This window comes from Halobellus captivus, assembly GCF_007655485.1.
GTDB classification, from domain to species: Archaea; Halobacteriota; Halobacteria; order Halobacteriales; family Haloferacaceae; genus Haloquadratum; species Haloquadratum captivum.
The window spans coordinates 22,721-43,932 of the sequence record NZ_VJXQ01000009.1; the positions used below are offsets into that span (position 1 = coordinate 22,721).

Sequence of the window (21,212 nt, forward strand, 5' to 3'; positions counted from 1 at the left end):
TCTATTCTCCTCTGAGTTTGATCGGGTCGGTGTCAAACTCGACCGTTTGTCCGTTCGGTAACGGGAACTCACCGCCAATCTCTGCGACGACTTCCCGCAACTGGTCGTGCTCGTATTTTGCCCGCTTGTCCCGATCCGCGTGGCTCGGCATGTCAACCGCTTTCCGTGGGATGTCCCGGGCGATGTTCTTATAGCGGTTGCCGTGTTTGTCGACCGTCCACTCCTTGATGTTCTCGTAGTTGGCTTCGATGGCCACCCGGTCGGCTGGCGGATTCTTGTCGATTCCGTCAAGGTGGTCGGCTAACGCGACAAATGGGGTGTCGTCGCTGTCGCTGTACCGACATGCTTCACCACCATCGGTGAACGCGTCGAACTGGCCGATTGCCCGTGTCTCCCCGTGGAATGTACAATCCTCATGGGGGCAGTCGCTTGGACAGTTCATCCGCAGCCAGTAATCCGTCTCGTTGACGCCGTCCAGCACCTCGTCAAGCGGCTTCGTGAAGTGGTTCGTACTCCTCGGATTCAACACAAGGCCGACATACGGGCCGTGACCGGGCAGGTCCCAGTACTGGGACCGAATCTGTAACCCGGAATGCACGTCAAGCCCGTCGACTGGACTGTACCGCGACTCAGGATCGAATAATCGGTCCACCCGGTTGAGGGCGACTTCCGTTTGGTCTTCTTGTAGGGGTAGCCACCCGTGTTCGTCGATTAAGTACCGGATGAACCCATACTTGCAGAGGTTCGCGTATGGCCCCAGGAATTCCATTGGGTCCACTGTTCGCTGTTCAAACCCTGTCAGGAACTCGTCGTCGAGTTTTTCACGGCCCTCTTGGTTCAGAGGGTACGCGACAGCGGGCGGGGTCCGAAACGAGACGGCAAATGAATCGAACCGTTCGTTCAGTTGCTGGGGGGTGGAGTTATCTTTAGTCGGGTACCTCCAGATGCGAAGATCCTTCGCTTGGAGTTCACATCCGAAGATATTCAGATCCAGCATTACTCCCGGATTGGTAGACAGTTGCCTAATAAGTTCCCGTTATGTGCTGTTAAACAGTCATAGCATAATCTTCTCAGGAAACCCCTCGGACTTAGGCTACAGAGAAGCGTCTGGGGCTTCGTCCCGCAGATAGATCACACGGAGTCCGGTGATCGCATCGATCTCCTGGCGGCTGTTGTAGATGCCTGGTTCACCGTATACGACCTCGCCTTCCTCGTCTCGAATGATCTTGCCATCCTCGTCTCGGTAGGCGTCGCCCTTATCTCCGGTCAGCACGGTATGGAGCACGCCTTTCTCGTTCATGTGATGGGCATCGCAGACGATCTCGACGTCCATATTATCAGACAGCACCGTATCAACCTGATTTTTGACGCTGGAGTAGTCCTTGTCTCGGGGCGGGCCGAGCCGGATGTTGTCCCGCAAAATATCTTTCTTCTTTCTGGCGTCGCGGAAGTAGAACCGGATGAACTCCTTCTCGACCTGCCGGGCATGCTCCGGGGTGACCTCCCAGTCTCGCTTGTCCAGTTCGCGTTCGAAGAAGGTGCGAACGATGTCTTCTGCCCACTCACCGATCTCGAATTCCCGGGTGAACCGCGTGACGACGTCATCGAGCTCGATTTTCTGATCACTATCCTCCATGTCAAGTAGCCAGTCCTCGAACTCGAACCGCTTATCACGGAACTCCGACAGTAGGGCGTTGAACTTGCCCTGTTCCGCACTCCAGGTCAGATCGCGGCCATCCGGCGGTGGATAGTCCTCGTCCTGCGCGGTATCCTTGTTGCAGTATTCGAACAGCACGGCCTCCCCGATGTACAGGGCGTTACCCGAGTCGAACCAGCGAGTGGCGTCATTGTTCCACCAATCCAGGAACAACGTATACCCGAGCAGTAAATTGGTATCGGCATGGAACCGTGGCATCGATGGTTAGTAGGCGGGAAAGCCGAGGAGTGATTCGCTCACCGCATCCGAGAGGTCGCGCACAATATCGTCCTCTTCCAAGGTGGGGCCGAACTCCGTTTGTTCACGCTCGCGGTTGCGTAGCGATTCGCGGAGCCGGGCCTTGTACTCGTCAACATCGTCCGAGATCTCGCTTCGGATTTCCCTGACGGTCATGTCGCTGTGTTTGCGTTGCGCGAGCTCGATAGAGAAGATCGTCCAGAACCGATCCGAAATGCTGAGCAGGGTCTCCGGTTTGTAGCGTTCCTCATCCAGCTCCGTGCTCATCACGCCGTACCACAGGTAGAGGTCGTCCTCAAACTCGGGAAACTCATCGGTGGGGAAGCTCCGAACCACCCGTGACAGGGACCGGCGAACCGCATCGGGGTCGTACCCTTCCTCCATGAAGTCAGGGTGCTCATCGGTTGCGGTCCGGAGCTGTTTGTCCATCTCCCGGTAATGCCGCTGCACCTTGTATGGGGCGTCCTCGTACTGGCGGTCCGTGATACCCTCAAGACCACCTTGCTGTACATACCGGGAGAATTCCTGACTGATCACCATCTTGGCCTTGTCGACCACTGATTCGGAGTGATCGAGCGACGTTGGCGTCACCGGACACTGGACTGCCGTCCCGCCGTCAGTCTGGGCGATTGAGACGGCCGAGTCCGAAAGTTTTGCCATGGTCCCGTATCGGTACCAGTAGTATGGGATATCGGCGTCAATGCCTTCCTCCTGAAGTCCACGTTTGATGAAGTACAGGAGCTTGTGCAGCTCCTTTTCCCGGAGTGGATTGTCAAAATCACGGATGTCGAGGAGGAGGGCTGTGACCTCGTCCACGCTCAGCGTCGGAGGCATATGACAGACCTCTTAGCCACCTTACTTATACGTTGATGCATTTATCGGATGTTTTTGCTGGTTAATTCGGTTTTCGACCTAATGTACTACCCTCTTCGACCAATGTTCGTGTTGCTGCGCCAATTGTTAGTGGCCGCTTACATAAATGAAAAACTTCTGGCTAAATTGACGCTACCTAAATTAGAAGGTAGTCACTGCAATCTGCACGCAGCTTATATTCAGCAAGACCCTATGAACTTCATCCCCGTCTAATCGAACTCTCGCCAGTCAACTTCACGATTATTCGGTTCCCACTGACGAAACAACGCCCGTGAAGACGGTCTACACCCGAAATCAGTAGAGTTTATTCCAAGCTAAAGTCGCCGAGTCCGGATTGTTCGTGCCCCAGTGATTCGATCACCGACGGATCGTCGTTGTCGGGGCTGTTGACGTGCATCGATATCTCGTACGCCTCAAGGTCGTCGTCCGGGTAGGGCTGGCACATGTTTGCGCGTTCATCCGGGCCAGCAGTGAGCCACGTCTCCTCGGCGCCGTCGGGGAGAACAATTGGCATCCGGTCGTGAATTGGCTGCATCAGATCGTTCGGCTCCGTCGTCAGGATGGTCACGCACGAAATGTCTCTTTCCTCTCCTTCCCAGACCTCCCAGAGACCGGCCATCGCGAACGCCGGGGCGTCCTCACGGTAGATTCGATAGGGTTGCTTGGGGCCGCTGTCCCGCTTCTGCCACTCGTAGAACCCCGACGAAAGAACGAGACAGGGCCGCGAGTCCCAGGCATCGCGGAAGGCTCGTTTCTCGGCTGCAGTTTCAGAGCGAGCGTTGATAATCCCCTCTCCGGGATCGTCCGCCCACGACGGGAGGAGGCCCCAATGATACTGGTCGATCTCGGCGGCGGCCCGGTTGGTGATGACGTCCAGCTGCTCTCCAGGGGCGATATTGTATCTCGGAGCGTACCCGCCGTCCGTGACGACCTCCGCTCCGAAATGCTTCTCGAGGTCTTCCTGGGTTGCGAACAGCGCGTTTCGCCCACACATATCTCTCTTCTCGAGGAGAGTGAGCATCAAAGTATGGTAGCTGTGCGACGTAGAACGAGAACAGGGGAGTCGTTCAACAGTGTTAACCAACAGCTAGGAGTTATCCTACGGCGTGTTGGTTAACATAGGTGGCTGCCGTGTACCTAAATTCAGTTCCTGAACCACTTTTAGACGGTACGTTCCGAGAGTCAGAACCGGAATACTGGAGAGCGTTTCTCCGGCCCCTAACTGAAGGTGGTTCAGTACTCTTCGGTAATGCAGCTGTTTATCCATTCGATGGCGACCTGGCCATCCATTTCGGTGAATCGATCAATCTCTCGGTGATGGGCGATGGCGTTGCGGAATTCTGCGAAGTCCTCAAACCGGGTTTGAACCGCTGATTTCGATGGTAGGTAATCCCCGAAAACGTCCCAGCGAGCGTTGATGATCTTTGCGTAGTCCATCACGTTACAGAAGTCAAGTTTGTCTCGATCAGAGTCGACAGTGAACTCGGGATTACTGTCTTGCTCCTCGCTAATACGCCGCTGAACGTTCGAGTTCACATCGTTCGGGACTTCACCCCAGAACGTGCCTCCATCGCTTGCTAGAGCGAGTTCTCTGTCAATGAAGTCTCGAACCAATACCTCCGTCTCTTTGACGGCGCTCTGTGGGTCATTTCGGAGATCAGATTCGAGAGCGGAATACTCCCCGATCAGTTCCATGAATTCGGAGTACACGAGTTCCGCCCTCTGTTCCTGGAACGTATCATAATCGTTGTCCCAGATACCCGAGTCCTCGTCATGGGGGATAAGGTGCGAATCCATGATTCGCTCAAACTCATTTACATCATTTGCGAGTCTTCCAAAGTACTCTTTTGCGGAGGTGTCCGAGAGACGGCGGTTAAGCTCGGCAGGAATGAAGGTAATGTCCATAATGCTCTTCCGTTCCTTTTTCGAGTAGTCTAACCCCCGCAGATAGGCGTTCGGAAAGATGTGATGCTTGTTGAGACGGAAGTCAGCGTACTCGTTTTCCGTCAGGTCAATTTCTGATCCGTCCTCGAAGTGAAGAGGTCGGTTCCGTGCAAGGAGACAGAGGAATGCATTCCTGAGGCCTGAAGTGGACCGCTTGATATTGGTTGTTTTGAGGCGTTCTGTGCTAATCTGCGGCGTGAAGTTGATTTCAACATCTTCTCCGGCGATGATCCTGTCGACCAGTTTGCTATCTTCAGTCATTCTGGTCTGTGCAGAACTGCTGTACCGACCCGAGAGAGCGACCCGCCAGAACCAGCGGTCTATCTGTTCCTGGTGGTCTGGATCGACATTCCTGCGATCTGTCTCATACATATAATATGCGAGCACAGGAATCATTCCTTCGTACGGAATGAACTCGGACCGTTTCACTCCGTGTTGTTTTCTGAGATAGCCAATCGCGGAGATCATAGCCTCCTTGGTATCCTCCCAGTTCTCTCTGACATCATCGGGATCGAGATTCTTCTGAGCGTCCGTGCTGCACGTTCCATCAATGTTGAGAGCCAGGGTCTGGGTCACGGTGCCTCTGTCAATCTCCCCGAACCCGATCTGGTCTAAGTGCTCGAAAATATCCTCGTCGATGCGGCTACGAAGATTGAAATCCCTTGACCAGATGTTGGCGTTAACTATATCGAAGCGGCTGAGTCGCGTCCCTTTCTGATTGATCCGCTCGAAGATGTTTATGACGCTCTCAACTTCGTTCGTCTTGACGATGATAAGTGGGAGTTCGTATTTCGTCAGCGCATCGTTGCAATCAGTGAACGCCTCATATCGATCGTCCTCTAACTCGTCGCGAACCTCTCGCTTGTCGTCCCAGATGTCGCAGACTCGTACAAGGTGGTCGGCTTTGCCTTCTGCAACTTTGAACGTCTCTTCGTCAAGGTCAAAGACGATGCGGCTGTAGTCCGTGTCCGCATATTTCATCCCGTTGAGCGTAACGTAGAGCGAGGTTAGCCGTTGTTGGCCGTCAAGCACGAAACTGATTTCGGGGAATTCGGACCGCTGGATTTCTTCAAGTGAGGGCTGCTGGAGTTCGTCGACATCTCGGAAGAAGTCCCACATATCGTGCGGGACTCGCCAGAAGAAGAAACTCCCGATGGGGTAACTCTTGTAGATACTGTCGAAGAGATCGACGACGTCGGTTCGGTCCCAGACGAATTCTCGCTGGAACTCTGGAATGCGGTATTTTCCTTTCCCGACCTGAGTGATTACGTCGTCAAGACGTCGGTCATCGACGTCCAAGCTCACATTCCGCATAGAGAATCACATTCGCAGTCGAGTTATAAATCTGTGTGGTTGACCCTTTTCCGCCCCGTCAGCCAGCGTATTCTTGAAACAACCCGGAAACGTGGGTTCAGAGGACTATAACCCGAATACTGCACGCCGTTTAGACTACCAGCTCTATCGTTCTATGAAACGTGGAAACGACACGCCACGCCTTATCGGACACTTCTCCGTCTAGTGAGGTATGTCCGAGGGATCTCCATCGAGGTCGCGATCAACGAAGAGCGAGCTGGCGGTGAACCAGCCGACGCGTGGCGCAGACCGCAATCAGCAGTCACTCACCGGGACGGCCGACCAGCCGCCTGACGAGTTCTTGTTTCCCTCACTCGATAACGGCATCACGCTCCTCGATATCGAGGGAGGGCGTGGCGTCCCAGTTCTCCAGTCGCTTGTGCTCGACCACCTCCTGCTGAGCGACGGACCGGCCTTCTGGGTCGACGCCCACGGCCACGCGACAACCACCTCACTCGCCCGCCTCACGCCCAGCCAGCGCTTACTCGACCGAATTCATGTCGCCCGCGGCTTCACTGCCTACCAGCACTACGGCGCGCTCTGTGACCTGCCCGACGCCGTCAACCAGCACGTCCAGCAAGCCACGGCCGCGGACGCTGTAGCAACGCACCGAGAACGGCAGAGCCACGAGCAGGAGACCTCGCCACACACGCCGTCGCTCATCGTTGTCCCGGCGCTCGATGCCCAGTACTGGGACGACGATACCCTGGGGGAAGAACACGCGCAGACGCTCCAGGCGCGAGCTCTCGCTCGTCTCAGTACCTATGCACGGGGCTACGATGTCCCCGTCCTCGTCACGCGCACGACTGCCAACGAGTTCACGGCGCCGATCGAAACGACCGCCGATCATCATCTGGAGTGTGAACAGACGCGGATGGGGCCACGTTTCGTTGGCGACGAGTTCGAGACGCTCGTCTATCCCGTCGACGGCGGCGCGTACTACCAGACCACATTCGCGTACTGGCGGAAGATGCTCACTGCCCGTGCCGACCAGGTGGGCCTCCAGCCGGCGTCACCCCCTACCCCAGGAGATTCCGGCGGAACTACCGATATCGGGACCGGCGTCATGGCCGACGGCACGAGTACGACACTCACCACGAACCCACTACTTGACGCGTGGGCCAACACAGGAGGTCGGTGACGGTGGGGCGGACGAATCCGACGTTCCGGGATGCGCTTCGCGCTATCGAAGAGCGGTGGGGAGAGTATCGCCGTGCGCTCCGGCGCCGCGACCAACCTCGGTTCGACCAGCTGTTCACGTACGCCCGCGAGCACGCCGACGCGAGCGGATTGTTGAACCACCAGAACCCCATGCTTCCGTCGCTTCTCAGCGTCGATCTCGAACAGGAGTCACGCCTCGACGCACATGACGAGCGCCTCGACGATATCGAGGATGCAATCGAGGCGCTACGAAAGCAGCACGACGAAATGGACGACAAGCCACAGCCAGCTGACGACTGATACCGATGCCGTTCAAAATCGACTTCCTCGACGACCGCGTCCTCGAATGGGAAGCGACGACCGACGGCGCCGTGGCCACTGAGCGCCGGGACTACACACCGCGGTTCCATGTCGCCGCTCGCTCGCCAGAGACTGACGTCGATCTCTCTGGACTTCAGGCGTTCTACGAGCGCCATCCGGACGTCGTCGCGACCGAGTACGTCGACCGACACCCTGGATTTCGTCGTGACCTGGAGCGGGTCCTTGCCGTCGACGTTTCACACATCGACCGGGTGACGGCGCTCGCCCGCCAGACGCGCCAACTCTCCGAATACCCCATCGGCGATATCGCCTGTTTCAACGTAGACTTCTCGCGGGAGTTCCGCTACTGTCTGGAGAACAACGTCAATCCGACGCCGGCGAACGAGCTGTCGACGCTCCACCTCAGTATCCCGGTGACCGAGACGAACAGTAAAACCTACACCGAACTCGGCGTCGACGGCGAGACCGTCACGGGCCCGCCGGAGGAACTCCTCGCTGCTGTGCAGGACGCGCTCGACGTACGCGACCCGGATGTCCTTGTGTGCTCGACGAGCGAGATCATCCCGACGCTCTACGCGATGGCTCGCGACGCCGGCGTCGACGGCTTCACGCTGAGTCGGTGGCCCAACGTCGACTACCAGCAGCTCGCCGGTCGGTCGACGTATTCGAGTTACGGCCGGGTGGGACACTCCCCTGCCCGCTACAACGTGCCGGGACGGGCTATCATCGATGAGTCGAACGCGTTCTTCTTCGGTGAGACGAACCTCGACGGCATCCTCGACCTCGTCACTCGGTCGAAAAAGCCAATCCAGGAACTCGCGTGGGCGTCGATTGGGAACGTCCTCACTGCCATCCAGATCTGTGAAGCACACAAGCGCGGTGTGCTGACGCCATGGAACTCCTGGCGACACGAGTTCTACAAGCCGATGACCACGCTTCACGACGCTGACCGCGGTGGCTTCATCTTCGCGCCCGAAGTCGGCCTCCACGAGGACGTCCACGAACTCGACTTTTCGAGTCTCTATCCGAATATCATCTGCACGCGGAACGTCTCGCCCGATGTCATCCGGTGTGACTGCCACAGCGACCGCGACGATGTGCCCGGCCTCGGCTACGCGATCTGTGACGACCGCGGCTACCTCGTCGACGTCCTCCAGCCAATCATCGATGCGCGCGACGAGATCAAGACCGCAATCCGTCGCGAAGAACAGCGGGAGAACCCCGACCAAGACTGTCTCGACGAACTCGAGGGGCGGTCGGCCGCGCTAAAGTGGATTCTCGTCGCGTGCTTTGGGTATCAGGGATTCAGTAACGCGAAATTCGGCCGAATCGAGTGCCACGAAGCAATTAACGCGTTCGCTCGGGAGATCCTGCTCATCGCGAAACAGCGGTTGGAAGCGGGCGGATGGCGCGTCGTTCACGGGATCGTCGACTCGATCTGGGTGACGCCCGACCCGGACGTCAGCGACGACGAACGAGGATCACTGGAGACGTTGGCCGCCGAGATTACGGACACCGTCGATATCCGTCTCGAATATGAAGCCGAGTACGAGTGGGTAGCGTTCGTGCCACAGCGCGAGAGCGACGCCGGCGCGCTGACGAAATATTTCGGGAAGGTTGCGGGCAAGGACGAGTTCAAGATACGCGGCATCGAAGCCCGGCAACGATCGACGCCCGGATTCATCGAAGACGTCCAGCGCGACTGTCTCGAGATTCTCGGTCAAACGCAATCTCCGGATGTGGTAATTAATCGCTTGGAACGGGCGATTTCGGAGCTTCACGCTGGCGATGTCGATTCCGACCGACTCGTCGAACGGAACCGTGTTTCCAAGCCTGTCGAGGCGTACACGCAGTACACCCAGAACGTGGCGGCACTCGAGCGTGCTCGGGACCAGGATCTCGCGGTCCATCCCGGTCAAGATGTCGAGTACGTGGTCGTCGACGACGAGAAGGCATCACGAGAACGTGTCGCCCTTGCTCACGAAGAGACGGACCAGTATGATCCATCGTACTATGAGACGCAGCTGGTCCGAGCTGTCGAGAGTATTATCTCACCCTTGGGATGGGATCGGTCGGATATCCGACGAAGGTTAGCAAAGACACGAACGACTAAGATCACCTCGTTCTGACCCTGCGGTTGCAACAAGATACAGCTGGAACCACACACCCCCCTCGTTCGGAATGAGATTATACCCTCCATACCACCTGATTAGAAGCTGAGTTTCCACCCGATGAGAAGGTTGCAGTAATGGATTCGTTGGGTATACGCCCTCGACGTATGGTCTACTGCTTCGATTCAAAGGATAGAATAGCTGTACTTCCAGTGTTAGGCGTATTCACGAATACTTCTAACTAGTGCCGTATTCTACTTAGTGGGCTCTTAGCGTAACTAGGTAATAAAGCTAGGGTAGTAACTAGACAAGTGATCCTTCGAAGTCTACGCTATCTTGCGGTTTGGAGAGAATGGCTCGTCCTAGTTAAGAACCGCCTAGTTGGTTGATGGAAGATCGCGCCCATACGGTCAGTCTTACGGGATCTCATTCCGAATCAGGGGGGTGTGTCCCTCCAACTCCAATCTCCATCCATCCTGTTTAAGCTGGCATCAATATCGTCCATTAGTTCGGGGAACAGCTCACTCCGAATCAGGGGGGTCTCTTTAGCATTCCCGATTCTTGGCTGATGGACCAACTCGTACTACCTCATTCCGAACGAGGGGGGTTGATCTGAACCCGCTGATCATTTGAGCTGCTGGCAATCCTCTCGTTCTAGGAAATAGCTCACTCCGAATTAGGAGGGTGAGGTCATCAGGAGACGCAGATTTGAACGACACCTCACTCTGAATCGGGTATCATCGGGTATGGCGGTGCCACCTATCGATCTTCCGCTGTTTAGCACCGATATCCAACGAATCTCATTCCGAACCAGGGGGTAACGACTAAGTAGGTTCCTTCCCAGGATGAATCTATGACAGACAACGAGGAACCAGATGGTGGAGGTGACTCGTCTATCGCGGACCAACAGCTGGATGATTTCGATACAAACAGGGAGGGCAGTTCTGCTTCTGAAAGCTCGTCGACCTCGGAGGAAATCCAACGACAAGACTCGAACGATCCGGCAAATGACCCGTTGTTCGTTCGGGAGGGCGATGAAGACGGTTCTTCAACTCATATCTGGGCAGATCGGGATTTACTCTCAATTGGAACAGTTCCTGGCCCTGATCGCATCGTCGGTCGTGACACGGAAATCCAATCGGTTGCTGGAGAAATCCGACATCTCATTCACGAATCACAACCAAACCACGTCGTCATTTATGGGGAAACCGGAACTGGAAAATCACTTGTCAGCCGACACGTGTCCGACCGTCTCGTTGATACTGCCACGGCACGTAACGTTCCCGCTGCTAGCGTCTACGTTGAGTGCAAGAAGAATAATACCGAAACACGAGTAGCCCGAACAATCGCTCGTGCGCTAAGCGACAAATCTGATTCTGATATAGATATCCCTCGTATCGGTTTAGGTTCCGCCGAGTACTACGATTACGCCTACGACATCATCGACGAGTACTACGATGGGCTCATTGTCATCCTTGACGAAATCGACATGGTTGATAACGCTGAGGGCCTCCTCCATGAACTCTCGCGGGCTCGAGAAGCTGGTCACACCGACGCCTATATCGGAATCATTGCTATCAGCAACGACATCGATTTTGGACAAAAACTCAACGCACGCGTTCAGAGTTCGATGCGGACAACGGACTTCGTCTTTGAACCATACCAAAGCGATCAGATCGAACAGATCCTGGAGTATCGACGAGACGCGTTCCATGATGGTGTCGTTCAAGACGGCGTCATAACCGAGACTGCCGACCGGTCGGCGGATGAACACGGTGATGCGAGAAAGGCAGTCGATGTTTTGCGGATTGCTGGTGATATCGCTGACGACACCGATGCAGAGGTCGTCAGTCCAGAACACGTCGACAAAGCAGTCAAGCGAGCAGAGGTTAATCGAGTCAAGGAGACGATCGAGAGCACCTCACCCCAGTCTAAACTCGTTCTCTACACTCTCGGTCGCTTGACTGGCTCGAATAATCGCCGCTTCCGCACCTCTGGTATCTACAGTCAATACGAGACGACCTGTGGCGACGTCGGTGCTGATCCTCTCTCATATGATCGAGTGAGCCAAATTCTCAGCACGCTCGCGCTAATGGGGATTTCTGAGTCACATCAGGTCGGTGGCGGACACAAACAGGGTGTCTACCTGGAACACCAGCTTATCAAGGACAAAGATGTAGTGATGAAGGCAGTTGTAGAGAGCGATGAACGGCTTTCAGAACTTCACAACGGAACCTACGAGATTTGATTAAGCATCATGAGGGTTCGCTCTACCTAGAACCCTTCTACTGAAGCTCATTCCGAATCAGGGGTGTCAAATCTTCTGAGAAGGGAACAAGCTCACTTCGAATCAGGGGGGTTGTTCTCGAGAGAACCAGGTTAGCTAATCGTCTGGACTGACCGGTCCTTTGTACTGCGAGCGCACCTTCTCGCCTTCCCGCCACTGCCAGTAGTAGTAGCGGTTGTCGTTGATTTCCTTGATCGTGATCGTCGCCTTGGCCGGCACGTCGTCTGGGAGGTCATCGGGGCGCTCCTCGATCTGTTCTTCCTCGTCCTGTTCGGCTAGTCGGGCTTCGCGTTCGCGATGTTCGGCGAGCCCCTCGGCGTACTGGGCGATATGCTGGAGCACCTCTGGTGATTGCTCATTGAGCATCTCCACGACGTCGTCGGGGATTTCTTGCGGTGGGGATGGTGGCGAGTAAGACATGGATCACGGCGTGTTAACCAACAATGGCACTGGAATCTTAGTGTTGTTGGTTAATCTGGGTATTTATCGAATCGAGAGCTCTTCGAGGACCGCCACTGTTGCTTCGAGTTCCCTCCGCCGGGCTTCTCGTTCGTCGATTTCCTGCTCTAGTTCGAGAATCCGCTCCGAAAGCTGCTCCGTCACGTCTACTGTCGCAGGAAGCCGTCCATCGGGACGGGGGACGCTCCCGCTCCGAATCTCGATGTCGACCCGTCGTAGATGCTTACAGCCACCGCTCGGCTGGCGCTTCGTGAAGTCTGGACACGTACACGTCTTGCTCGCGACGTCGACCTCGTAGGTGTTCCCCGACGCCGACTGCACCTCGTACACACCACCTTTCCTGAGCAATGAAATGTCCATCTCCTCAGTTCGAGCGCGCTCGGTACGGGGATCGCTATCCTCCTGGTGGTCTTCATCGCCAACCGACGGCTGTTGGATATCTCCACTGGGAGTCGCGGTCGTGGAGGTGGCAGCGACAACGCCGCCATCGGCGGCGAATCCATCTCGTTCGTCTCGATCCATCGCTTCAGTCTCGCTTGTCTCGTTTCGTCCGGACATGGATTATTCTGGGTCTGTCCGACGTGACGAGTGCAGTCACGCCGCCACCATTCGCGGCGAGAAAAACAACTCCTGAAACGCACTACCGCAGAAACCTCCGCTACTTCGTCTGCCGGAGAGACACAGACTCGTTACCCATCGACGGTTTCGATGAGTTCCTTAGCAGTCGATCCGATTCGACCAAGCCGTTCTTGAACTGCGTCTGCGTCGTCGTCCTGCCACGCGGCCAGGTAGAACGCGGACCCGCTCGTATCCAGTTCGAAATACCGCCCGACGATGTAGGCGACTGCCTCGGCCTCAACCTCGCGTTTCGCCCGCTCGGTCTCGTCGGTGACGTCTGCGTGGAGGAGCGCGTGAGCGTACTCGTGGATGAGTGTCACGGCGAGATCAGCCTGATTCGTACGGGCTTTCGCCTCGACGACTGGTTGGAGATCACGCTTACTCCGGTATTTGCAGACGCCCTTGGCGTCGCCATGCTCCCAGTCGACAGCGTCGACGATGCGGACCGTCACGTCGATCTCAGCGGCTGCATCCTCGAGTGCGGGTACCAGGTCGTCGGCGTCGCCAGTCGCCTCAGTCTCCAACTCAGGGAGCGGCTCACCCTCGGTCTGAGACACGTCGAAGACAGCAGTTGGCTTGAAGCCGACAAGCCCTTTCGACCACTCGTCGGGCGATGTCTCGTCGTACTCACAGTCGCTTTGTTCATGGTAGCTAGGCGAGTTCTCGCACTTGGGACACTGCTTGGTGATGATCGGGGCCCAAATCCAGATGGCCTGTTCGCCCTCCTGGACGTGCCGGTCGAACTCATTCCGCCAGGTGTTGTACCCCGCGACCTTCGTCGCGTCAGGGCACTGGAGATTGATGAGGAGTGTATTCCGGTGCGAATAGTCGTGGAACCGGGATTGAACATCAAGCCACTCCTGGAACTCTGAGCTGGACTGCGCGTCCTCGACGTCTGCAACGAGGTCGTCGATCCAGTCTTCGATGGTACTGTGCATCTCGTCGTGTCGGGCGTCGGTCTCCTCGAACGAGACCGACGAGTCACTGGCCGTAGCCATAATATTCACCGAATCGAGTTCACGGCGATTGCGTCAGTTCAGGACGCGCCGCACCCCTTGGGGCGCACAAAAAACTCGCGGCGGCGGTCACCGCAGGACTGCTTTCTCGTCAGCGAAGCCGACCGCGACGAGGTACTCGAGGAACTCATCGAACTGCTCCACGTCGCTGGGCGTGTCGGTCGCGAGGTGTCGCGCCCACTCGGTGGCCCACTGGAACGCGGGATCAGTCCCGCCCTTCCCGTGGATGTACCACCAGCGAGCCGCTTTCAAGACGACGAGCGGGTTCGTCGGCGGCTGCTCACTTGCGAGTCCACGAGTGATTGACCGGATCTCCTCGGGAACTTCGGCGGGCTCGACCTCGCCGGATTGTGTGTTCGTGATATCGACTGGAATCGCATCGATCGAGACGTCGTTCACACGTTGTTGTTGACTCACGGGAATTCACCTCAGTCTGAAGACTCGTTATCGAGCCTTCGCCCTCTTCGGGGGCTCGAAAAACTGGACGACGGCGTCACACCGGCAGGAAGAATCCGCTCAGGGTTACGGAGTGACTCCGTCGCACCCTGTCATAGAATACGCTCGTGCCCCTCTTGGGGTGGTGTCTGCAACGGGAGTGAAATACCACCCTCTCTTACTGGCCACTACTCATGCACGAAACCGAAGAAAAGACGCTGAACAGCCTCGTACCACTCGGTCTAATTCATGCGTTTCAGAGTTGGTTTCGCGGGTTTCAGGGCCAGCGGGTCGGAGACCCGCGGCCCTGTCCGAAGTGCGGTGAAACCACGGTCTGGAAGAACGGCTACCGAACGGATCGGCTCTTCGCCATCCTCATCACCGAGGATGGCTTCGACGAGATCACTGTCGAGATTCAGCGGTATCAGTGCTCCGAGTGCAGACATTCCTACGATGGCGATATCGGGGAGCTGTTCTACGAGGACTGTGAATACGCCAAACCAGTCGTTGATCTCTGCCTGTTCCATGCGGCGAAGAATCCGTTCCACGCGTGCGAACGGATTCTTCAGAATCAGTACGGTCTCCAGGTTGACCGCGATACGATCCAACGCTATGCCGAGCTGTTCGGCGACGAAGTCGCCGAGCAGCACAGCGTCACGATTGCCGGCTGCATCCTCTCGATGAACTTCCTCTCGCTGTTGTTCGGTGTCAGCACCGTTGACGAACTCAAAACCGAGTTCGCCGACGAACTCGCTGCCGAGGACATCGACGGTCTCGTCGGGGTCGCCGACGAGACCTATCCGGCGAAGAAGGGCGCAAAGAAAGACCTCTACGAGGAAAATATGCGCCGGAAACAGGAGGGAGAAAACCCGAAGAAGTGGCCGGAAGGGTTCACTGTCGGATGTTCCTATCTGACTCAGCTGGGTTGTTTCGCCGGACTCCAGTGTCGGAACACCGCCTTCGCGCGAGCGCTGGCGCTCGCGCTCGTCTTCCCGCTCTTGGGTGTGGATTATTGGCTCACCGACGACAACGACTGCTACAACGACATCTTGCCGGATCGGGTGAAGTGTCTCGTCCACAAGCTCCGGACACGCGCTCGCAGCGACGAGCGCGTGTCCGAACTGCACGAGGCGGGCGAGTTAGAGGAGTTGCGGGAGTATCTCGAAGACGAGTACGAGACTGCGTACGAGGAGATAGTGGCGACACTCCGTGAGGAGCACCCATCGTTCTGGGACGAGGACGAAGAAGAGTTCAATGGGCCAGTGAGTACGAATGCAATCGAAGGGGGGAACTGGCGGCTGAAATACGGCCTTGGAGTCCCGTACGCGCGGTGCCATGCGGCACGCGCGCGTACATCGTTGTTGGCGCTGCGTGAATCGATGTCGACGTTCACAAACGGCGAGCCGGCGGAGAGCTTCGCTCACCGCCACGGCTCATTTAGCTTTGAGCAGGTGTTGGGTGAGTCCTCGACACAGCCGCTACCGCCCCGGAAAGAAGATCACGTAACTCAGGCGGCGTAAGAATCGGAAGGAGGAAGCAGCGGGTAAGGCTCTGCGTTTCACCCGAGTACTCCTCAGCACCTGAGCGTCTAGCATAAATAGTTATGTGAGTTGCGCACCTACCTACGGACTGGGTATGACCGACGCAAACGTCGCCCTCCTCGTTCGACTCCAAGCACAGTCCGGCAAAGAATCCGATGTCGAGGAATTCCTCCGTTCGGCACTGCCGATGGCCGAGGAAGAACCGGACACCACCACGTGGTTCGCGCTCCGCATGGACGATTCGACGTTCGGCATCTTCGACACCTTTCCGGATGAATCCGGTCGGGAAGCGCATCTCTCGGGCGAAATCGCTGCTGCCTTGGAGGAAAACGCGGACGAGCTGTTCGCAGAACCGCCGGAGATAGAAGAAGTCGACGTACTGGAGGCCAAACTCCCCTAACATCTGAAATTGGACAGACAGAAGCAGCAAAGACGAATCTCACATCTCGTTCACGAACGCCGGACGTGGCGATGGACCCTTTCGCGCTACCGCGCCGTTAGTGGCGACCTTCCTCGAACTCCTCGATGATTTTATCACAGAAGGCGGGGATGTCGTCGGGCTTGCGGCTGGTCACCAGTCCCTCGTCGACGACGACTTCCTCGTTGACCCACTCGCCGCCCGCGCCAGTCCACAGGGTCGGAGAACTCGTGGGCGAGTCGATCAGCGTAGCCGCGCGAGTAGCCGACGACGAGGTCATCAGGGATCGCGTGAATCGCCGCACGGCACTTCGGGACGATCACGAGGTCAGCCGCTGGATAGCTTCCCTGAATCTCGCGAGCGGCAGCAACGTATTCGTTGACCTCGTCGACGTCGTAGGCGTCACCGATCACGCCGACCTGTGGTTCGTACTCGAAGAAACGCTCGACGTACCGATCAAGGTCAGGATTGCGAAAGTCGTTATCCAGCATCCCGACTGGTAACTCCAAGTTTGTGTACTGGTGCTGTTGGTAGGTACAGTCCTCGCGAAAACCCGTGAGAAACCCGAGTCGGAATGCGTCAAGCGCGAAGGGAACGCGGTGAAGGAATGCTACGTGGTCGGCCTGCCGGGCTGCCGTAATTTCAGTCGCGATGCTGCTGGTCGGACGTGCTGAAAGCGCCATCTCGAATCACCCAGAAGACGCGGGAGTACTCGCCCCGCGCCCGCTCTCGGGGCGAGAAAATACCACCAGCGGACGCCACTATTAACCAACAACAGCAGCTTTACCGCTCCTGATGTTGGTTAACTCACCGGTGGTATCGAGCCTCGAGTGGGTCGATCTCTCCGGCGTGGACGAGACTCGTCTCTGAGTCCGCCTCTTCGTGAAGAAGATCGACGAGTGCGAACTGCGCGCAGGCAGTGAACGAACACGCCTCGTTCTGACACCAGACGTCGGCGTAGGCGATGTCGGTCTGCTCGCCTGCATAGACGGGTTTCCCAATACCAAGCTGCGAGTCGCAGCCGTCGCGAGGGCAGATCGGTTCGATACGCGTGAATGTGGGCGTGTCTTCCATTGAATTCATCAGTAAGGGTCGTAGCTCGGCGTGATATCGCCGGTCAGGACGCTGCTCTCGATGGCGTTGCTCTCGCCGCCTTCGAGGTCGATGATTCGATAGACGGCGTCGCCGCTCCACTCGCAGTCTTCATCGGAACACTTCGCGCTCGCGTACGCGCCGTTCTCGTTGTTCAGATGGACACTCTGGAGATCGAGTCGCTCGCTACAGAGTGGGCACGTCGCCGGAACTTGCGCATAACGGTAACCTGTACTCACGTCAACGTCACCTTGGTCAGCGTCGATGCCACGAAGCCCTTCGACGAGATGGCCGACTCGCGAACGGAATTCGGTGAGAAGCGCGTTGCGGGCTTGCTGGTCGACGGGGAGCTCGGCGCTATCGAGAGTGATCGTTATTCGACACGCTGTCGTCTCGTTGGTTTCTTTCATTTGGCTCGCCTCTGGGGGATACGTTCGATTCCCCCGCACCCCTTTGGGGGCGAAAACTATCCCAAGCTGTAACCCTCCGGCGTTATTGATCGGCTTTACTCTCAAGAACAGCAACGATATCGGATAGATCGAAGAGACGAAGATCATCACGCTCGTCTACAGCTTCCTCGGCCGAGCGTTTGAACCCAGAGCGGCTGAACAAGGCGAATTCATACGTCGGTTCATCACCTCCGGTGGGTGCCCAGCGGCTGGGCGACGTCGTCTTCGAGATCGGCAAACACGTCATAGCCGAGGGGGGTGTTGGTAAATTTCGCTTCGCCAGCGATCAGCGTTGACTCGTCAGTTGATGCTCCAAAGTTAGGAATCAGACTATAATAGTCTGAACTATAATATTCTGACCCCCTAATACGGTGGGTCAATCATTCGAACATTCACCCACTAAGGTTCCGACAGATATTCCCGAATGTTTCGTCAGTCGTCCTGTGAGCGGATTTCGCTGGCCCGCTGTTCAAGCCGACGAAGGATCTGGATGCGCTGCTGATTCGCGTTCTCGTAGGCGACGCAGGCTCGGAGCGTCTCCATGTCGTGAATCGTCGCGATACCAGCGTTGATGAGTCGGGTGTTTGGTGGTTCAAGACGCTGTTCCGGTGTGAGACCGTCTGATTCGACGGAGAGATTCGACGAGTCGCTCATTTTTGTTCGCCTCCGCTCTCTCAAGGCGACAATAAACAGCGGCCAGGCCACTCCCGATCGAAGAAATTTCTTGTCAGAACTCTAGGTCAGTTCGGACGGTAGTTCGCGTCAGTGTCGACGCTGTCGTACATGCGGCCGAGCATGTCGAGCGCTGACTGGAAGTGCGCGTAGTGCTCGTTTGCGAACGCCACGGTTTCTTGGAGCGGGATGACGGGCCGTCCGTCGACCATCTCGGCCTCGATCTGTGGCCGCGGCTCGAGTACCACCTGTATCGCACCATTGAGGTCGCCGGCGGGCTGGCGTTCCTGTGCGGTCGTGATTTCGAATCGATCGAGGAACGCCGTCCAGGCGTTGAGATTGGACTCGTGAACGGCGATGAACAGCGGATAGTCCTCTGGGTCGCGAGCGACCTGATAGCCACCGCGGGTCCAGACGTAGACCGCATCGATGCCAGTGTATGCATACTCCATCCCTGCGAACTGCGGGAGGACATACGCCTCCGTGATGGATGGCGGCGAGATGTCTGCTGCCGCCGTCAGGAACTCGAGACCGACGTCTCGGAGCGTCTGATCGACAAGCTGGAGGCCATCATCGTACGCGACGTATCCCGCCTCTTCGAGGCGATTCACGACGCGCCGAATCGTCTCCCGGTTCCCGTCGATCTTCCGCGCGACGCCTGAGATGGAATCGCCCGGGTCAAGCGCGAGGATAACCTTGAGTTCCTTTTCACCGCACACTTCGTACATCCTTTGGTTACACAATTCTGTGCAATAGTCAAAAGAAGTACTATTCGTGTGGGTCGCCTGGCTGGATCTGGCGAGTGTCCTCAGCGAGGTCGTGGATATACTCGCGGAGGGTTTCCATATCCTCGCGGGCGTCTTCGAGCGTCTTGCCCTTCACTTTGGCCGTGATCTTGTCTTGATCGCGGGTGCCAGTACCGCGAGTGAGTTTGACGGTAAGTGAGACGCCGACATCGCTTCGCTCGACGTACTCGGTTGGTGCCTGACGCTCACGGTTCTGCGGCGATTCTGCGCCCGTACGAGGCTGCTGGGTGTGTTCTGACATTGATTGCTCTCTGTGATCGTTAGTTGACGGACGGTGCGACTGGATCGTCGACTATCTCACGAAGGGCTGCATCTATCTCGCGTCCCGTGAGTCGCCAGCAGCCGTCAGGTCCTGTACACTCTAGCTGGCTCACCACTTCGGTCTTGAACGCCTTGTACTCCCCAAGTGCCACCTCCTCATCGTCAGTGTAATCGAGCAGAAGGGCGAGTGCGAGTTGAGCCGGCCCGCTGCCACCATATCCCCATTCGAAGCCCGAAGGACTGTGATTCGCCAGCTCGAGACTCCGCTCTGGCGTGAGCTGTTCTTGGTCCGATTGCTTCTCGACAATGGCGCGGCCTCGACGACGGTAACCGACGTAGATGACGTCGGGATCAGCCGAGGTCCGTGACTGTACGTGTGAGCGTGGGTCGCTGATTCCACTCATAGGTTGGTTCGCGGGAGGCTCGTTCGATCACCCCCGCACCCCTCTCGGGGGTTCAAAAACAGGACGTAGCTGCGTTCGGCAACGTATTTGACAGTTGCAACGTACTGTCCAGGTATATCGGAATGGCTGTACTGGACGATCTCTCAGGGTTCGAGTTCGAGGACGTGATGGAGGACGTGTTCCGCAACCTCGGCTACGAGAACGTCCGCCAGGCAGAGCGGACGGCCGACGAGGGCCGCGACGTCATCATGGAGGAGGTCGTCGACGGTACCCGCCGCGCGATCATCGTCGAGTGTAAGCACACGGGGACGGTCGGGCGACCGGTCGTCCAGAAGCTCCACTCGGCGATCGCGACGTTCGACTTCGACGGTCCGAAACGCGGGATGGTCGTCACGACCGGCCGGTTCACGAACCCTGCTCAAGAGTACGCCCAGCGGCTCCAGCAAAATGACGATCCCCATCCAATCGAGTTGCTTGATGGCGAGGACCTCCGAGAGATCGCCGACGAGATCGGTCTCGACCTCTACAACGGGCGCATCGAGATTCTATGCAACGATACCCTACGCCCGTACGACCCGGCCGCCGACGTCGACGCGCCCGTCGCGGAGGCGTTCCGCGACATCGATAACATTGAGGCCGCTGACCTCCCAGAACCACATTCGGCGGTGACGTTCCGCCCGGTGGTCGCGGTCACCGCCGACACGAACGCCGTCTTCGAGACATCGGTGGGCGTCATCCACCGCATCAACGACCGATCGCGATTCGTCGCCCACGCCGAACGCGGGCAGCCGCAGGTCGTCGACGAGGACGTCGCGACGCTGGTCACCGAGAATCTCCACGCGACGGTCGACCTCGACACCGAGCAGTTCGGAGAGATGTTCGACGACGTCGAGGAGCGGCGGTTCGGCCAGACTGAAACGGAGTACAAGGAGTGGGCCGTCGAGCGACTCCAGCACCACCATACGACGACGGTGACCTACACCGGCGACAACAACGTCACGTACGACAAGACCTGCGAGCCGAACCGCTCGGACATC

General features: G+C 57.3%; 23 protein-coding genes and 3 pseudogenes. 7 read left to right on the forward strand and 19 right to left on the reverse strand.

Going from position 1 to position 21,212, the window contains the following annotated elements; all coding sequences use genetic code 11:
- Window position 1 precedes the first annotated feature (1 nt).
- The 5 genes from FJT57_RS15640 to FJT57_RS15660 all read right to left on the reverse strand — a co-directional run bounded on the left by FJT57_RS15640 (window position 2) and on the right by FJT57_RS15660 (window position 6,085).
- Window positions 2–997 (reverse strand): hypothetical protein, encoded by a 996-nt coding sequence (locus FJT57_RS15640; RefSeq protein WP_144906763.1) that lies wholly within the window; start codon window positions 995–997, stop codon window positions 2–4.
- Between the two features lie 96 nt (window positions 998–1,093).
- Window positions 1,094–1,915, reverse strand: coding sequence for a hypothetical protein (locus FJT57_RS15645; RefSeq protein ID WP_144906765.1), 822 nt, complete (start codon window positions 1,913–1,915; stop codon window positions 1,094–1,096).
- Window positions 1,916–1,921: 6 nt separating this feature from the next.
- Window positions 1,922–2,788 carry a hypothetical protein gene (locus FJT57_RS15650; protein ID WP_144906767.1) on the reverse strand — a complete coding sequence of 289 codons (867 nt, stop codon included), beginning with the start codon at window positions 2,786–2,788 and terminating at the stop codon, window positions 1,922–1,924.
- Window positions 2,789–3,131: 343 nt separating this feature from the next.
- Complete coding sequence (locus FJT57_RS15655) at window positions 3,132–3,821, reverse strand: SOS response-associated peptidase (RefSeq protein ID WP_144906769.1); 690 nt, start codon at window positions 3,819–3,821, stop codon at window positions 3,132–3,134.
- 239 nt (window positions 3,822–4,060) lie between these two features.
- Entirely contained in the window at window positions 4,061–6,085 is a 2,025-nt protein-coding gene (locus FJT57_RS15660) for a GmrSD restriction endonuclease domain-containing protein (protein ID WP_144906771.1), read from the reverse strand.
- Window positions 6,086–6,296: 211 nt separating this feature from the next.
- On the opposite strand from FJT57_RS15660, the gene FJT57_RS15665 reads away from it, so the two are divergent.
- The 4 genes from FJT57_RS15665 (at window position 6,297) to FJT57_RS15680 (ending at window position 11,965) form a co-directional block, all read left to right on the forward strand.
- Window positions 6,297–7,265 carry a hypothetical protein gene (locus FJT57_RS15665; RefSeq protein WP_144906773.1) on the forward strand — a complete coding sequence of 323 codons (969 nt, stop codon included), beginning with the start codon at window positions 6,297–6,299 and terminating at the stop codon, window positions 7,263–7,265.
- Between the two features lie 2 nt (window positions 7,266–7,267).
- On the forward strand, window positions 7,268–7,585 hold the full coding sequence (locus FJT57_RS15670; protein ID WP_049892647.1) for a hypothetical protein: 318 nt from the start codon (window positions 7,268–7,270) through the stop codon (window positions 7,583–7,585).
- 5 nt (window positions 7,586–7,590) lie between these two features.
- A complete protein-coding gene (locus FJT57_RS15675) occupies window positions 7,591–9,735 on the forward strand; it encodes a type B DNA-directed DNA polymerase (protein ID WP_012289557.1) in 2,145 nt (714 codons plus the stop codon).
- Between the two features lie 835 nt (window positions 9,736–10,570).
- Entirely contained in the window at window positions 10,571–11,965 is a 1,395-nt protein-coding gene (locus FJT57_RS15680) for a Cdc6/Cdc18 family protein (protein ID WP_144906774.1), read from the forward strand.
- 135 nt (window positions 11,966–12,100) lie between these two features.
- Here the strand turns inward: FJT57_RS15680 and FJT57_RS15685 are convergent, their stop codons facing one another.
- The 5 genes from FJT57_RS15685 to FJT57_RS15705 form a co-directional block, all read right to left on the reverse strand.
- Complete coding sequence (locus FJT57_RS15685) at window positions 12,101–12,424, reverse strand: hypothetical protein (protein ID WP_144906776.1); 324 nt, start codon at window positions 12,422–12,424, stop codon at window positions 12,101–12,103.
- A 63-nt stretch (window positions 12,425–12,487) separates the two neighbouring features.
- Window positions 12,488–13,021, reverse strand: a complete 534-nt coding sequence (locus tag FJT57_RS17315; protein WP_144906778.1) for a hypothetical protein — start codon at window positions 13,019–13,021, stop codon at window positions 12,488–12,490.
- Between the two features lie 131 nt (window positions 13,022–13,152).
- Complete coding sequence (locus tag FJT57_RS15695) at window positions 13,153–14,079, reverse strand: ArdC-like ssDNA-binding domain-containing protein (protein ID WP_144906780.1); 927 nt, start codon at window positions 14,077–14,079, stop codon at window positions 13,153–13,155.
- An 87-nt stretch (window positions 14,080–14,166) separates the two neighbouring features.
- Complete coding sequence (locus FJT57_RS15700) at window positions 14,167–14,514, reverse strand: hypothetical protein (RefSeq protein WP_049987709.1); 348 nt, start codon at window positions 14,512–14,514, stop codon at window positions 14,167–14,169.
- Window positions 14,515–14,774: 260 nt separating this feature from the next.
- Window positions 14,775–15,182: a hypothetical protein gene (locus FJT57_RS15705; protein ID WP_144906782.1), complete on the reverse strand. Its 408-nt coding sequence runs from the start codon at window positions 15,180–15,182 to the stop codon at window positions 14,775–14,777.
- A gap of 30 nt (window positions 15,183–15,212) precedes the next feature.
- Between FJT57_RS15705 and FJT57_RS15710 the strand changes: the two genes are divergently transcribed.
- Window positions 15,213–16,052 carry a hypothetical protein gene (locus FJT57_RS15710; protein ID WP_144906784.1) on the forward strand — a complete coding sequence of 280 codons (840 nt, stop codon included), beginning with the start codon at window positions 15,213–15,215 and terminating at the stop codon, window positions 16,050–16,052.
- Between the two features lie 115 nt (window positions 16,053–16,167).
- On the forward strand, window positions 16,168–16,473 hold the full coding sequence (locus FJT57_RS15715) for a putative quinol monooxygenase (protein WP_004054295.1): 306 nt from the start codon (window positions 16,168–16,170) through the stop codon (window positions 16,471–16,473).
- A 97-nt stretch (window positions 16,474–16,570) separates the two neighbouring features.
- On the opposite strand, the pseudogene FJT57_RS17225 reads toward FJT57_RS15715, so the two are convergent.
- The 9 genes and pseudogenes from FJT57_RS17225 to FJT57_RS15760 form a co-directional block, all read right to left on the reverse strand.
- Window positions 16,571–16,723, reverse strand: a pseudogene (locus FJT57_RS17225) (DJ-1/PfpI family protein); the annotation flags it as partial.
- Window positions 16,683–17,174: pseudogene (locus FJT57_RS17105) on the reverse strand (DUF6610 family protein); the annotation flags it as partial. The pseudogenes FJT57_RS17105 and FJT57_RS17225, both read right to left, overlap by 41 nt.
- Before the next feature lie 124 nt (window positions 17,175–17,298).
- On the reverse strand, window positions 17,299–17,574 hold the full coding sequence (locus FJT57_RS15730; protein WP_012289564.1) for a hypothetical protein: 276 nt from the start codon (window positions 17,572–17,574) through the stop codon (window positions 17,299–17,301).
- Window positions 17,574–17,993 carry a hypothetical protein gene (locus FJT57_RS15735; RefSeq protein WP_144906786.1) on the reverse strand — a complete coding sequence of 140 codons (420 nt, stop codon included), beginning with the start codon at window positions 17,991–17,993 and terminating at the stop codon, window positions 17,574–17,576. Before FJT57_RS15735 ends, FJT57_RS15730 begins: the two co-directional genes overlap by 1 nt.
- Window positions 17,994–18,075: 82 nt before the next feature.
- Window positions 18,076–18,343, reverse strand: a pseudogene (locus tag FJT57_RS17320) (ATP-binding protein); the annotation flags it as partial.
- Window positions 18,344–18,464: 121 nt separating this feature from the next.
- Window positions 18,465–18,686 carry a hypothetical protein gene (locus FJT57_RS15745; RefSeq protein ID WP_144906789.1) on the reverse strand — a complete coding sequence of 74 codons (222 nt, stop codon included), beginning with the start codon at window positions 18,684–18,686 and terminating at the stop codon, window positions 18,465–18,467.
- Window positions 18,687–18,772: 86 nt separating this feature from the next.
- Complete coding sequence (locus FJT57_RS15750) at window positions 18,773–19,432, reverse strand: helix-turn-helix domain-containing protein (RefSeq protein ID WP_144906791.1); 660 nt, start codon at window positions 19,430–19,432, stop codon at window positions 18,773–18,775.
- 40 nt (window positions 19,433–19,472) lie between these two features.
- The gene (locus FJT57_RS15755; protein WP_144906793.1) at window positions 19,473–19,751 is read right to left on the reverse strand and encodes a DUF7389 domain-containing protein; all 279 of its coding nucleotides are present in this window, start codon (window positions 19,749–19,751) and stop codon (window positions 19,473–19,475) included.
- Between the two features lie 19 nt (window positions 19,752–19,770).
- Window positions 19,771–20,175: a DUF6166 domain-containing protein gene (locus FJT57_RS15760; RefSeq protein ID WP_144906795.1), complete on the reverse strand. Its 405-nt coding sequence runs from the start codon at window positions 20,173–20,175 to the stop codon at window positions 19,771–19,773.
- A gap of 122 nt (window positions 20,176–20,297) precedes the next feature.
- On the opposite strand from FJT57_RS15760, the gene FJT57_RS15765 reads away from it, so the two are divergent.
- On the forward strand, window positions 20,298–21,212 hold a 915-nt coding region (locus FJT57_RS15765), incomplete at its 3' end, for a restriction endonuclease (protein WP_238994027.1).

Excerpts from the sequence above, each read along its gene's own strand:
- FJT57_RS15640 (WP_144906763.1), bottom strand. The coding sequence starts at position 997 with ATGCTGGATCTGAATATCTTCGGATGTGAACTCCAAGCGAAGGATCTT.
- FJT57_RS15645 (WP_144906765.1), bottom strand. The coding sequence starts at position 1,915 with ATGCCACGGTTCCATGCCGATACCAATTTACTGCTCGGGTATACGTTG.
- FJT57_RS15650 (WP_144906767.1), bottom strand. The coding sequence starts at position 2,788 with ATGCCTCCGACGCTGAGCGTGGACGAGGTCACAGCCCTCCTCCTCGAC.
- FJT57_RS15655 (WP_144906769.1), bottom strand. The coding sequence starts at position 3,821 with ATGTGTGGGCGAAACGCGCTGTTCGCAACCCAGGAAGACCTCGAGAAG.
- FJT57_RS15660 (WP_144906771.1), bottom strand. The coding sequence starts at position 6,085 with ATGCGGAATGTGAGCTTGGACGTCGATGACCGACGTCTTGACGACGTA.
- FJT57_RS15665 (WP_144906773.1), top strand. The coding sequence starts at position 6,297 with ATGTCCGAGGGATCTCCATCGAGGTCGCGATCAACGAAGAGCGAGCTG.
- FJT57_RS15675 (WP_012289557.1), top strand. The coding sequence starts at position 7,591 with ATGCCGTTCAAAATCGACTTCCTCGACGACCGCGTCCTCGAATGGGAA.
- FJT57_RS15680 (WP_144906774.1), top strand. The coding sequence starts at position 10,571 with ATGACAGACAACGAGGAACCAGATGGTGGAGGTGACTCGTCTATCGCG.
- FJT57_RS15685 (WP_144906776.1), bottom strand. The coding sequence starts at position 12,424 with ATGTCTTACTCGCCACCATCCCCACCGCAAGAAATCCCCGACGACGTC.
- FJT57_RS17315 (WP_144906778.1), bottom strand. The coding sequence starts at position 13,021 with ATGTCCGGACGAAACGAGACAAGCGAGACTGAAGCGATGGATCGAGAC.
- FJT57_RS15695 (WP_144906780.1), bottom strand. The coding sequence starts at position 14,079 with ATGGCTACGGCCAGTGACTCGTCGGTCTCGTTCGAGGAGACCGACGCC.
- FJT57_RS15710 (WP_144906784.1), top strand. The coding sequence starts at position 15,213 with ATGAACTTCCTCTCGCTGTTGTTCGGTGTCAGCACCGTTGACGAACTC.
- FJT57_RS15715 (WP_004054295.1), top strand. The coding sequence starts at position 16,168 with ATGACCGACGCAAACGTCGCCCTCCTCGTTCGACTCCAAGCACAGTCC.
- FJT57_RS15730 (WP_012289564.1), bottom strand. The coding sequence starts at position 17,574 with ATGAATTCAATGGAAGACACGCCCACATTCACGCGTATCGAACCGATC.
- FJT57_RS15735 (WP_144906786.1), bottom strand. The coding sequence starts at position 17,993 with ATGAAAGAAACCAACGAGACGACAGCGTGTCGAATAACGATCACTCTC.
- FJT57_RS15745 (WP_144906789.1), bottom strand. The coding sequence starts at position 18,686 with ATGAGCGACTCGTCGAATCTCTCCGTCGAATCAGACGGTCTCACACCG.
- FJT57_RS15750 (WP_144906791.1), bottom strand. The coding sequence starts at position 19,432 with ATGTACGAAGTGTGCGGTGAAAAGGAACTCAAGGTTATCCTCGCGCTT.
- FJT57_RS15755 (WP_144906793.1), bottom strand. The coding sequence starts at position 19,751 with ATGTCAGAACACACCCAGCAGCCTCGTACGGGCGCAGAATCGCCGCAG.
- FJT57_RS15760 (WP_144906795.1), bottom strand. The coding sequence starts at position 20,175 with ATGAGTGGAATCAGCGACCCACGCTCACACGTACAGTCACGGACCTCG.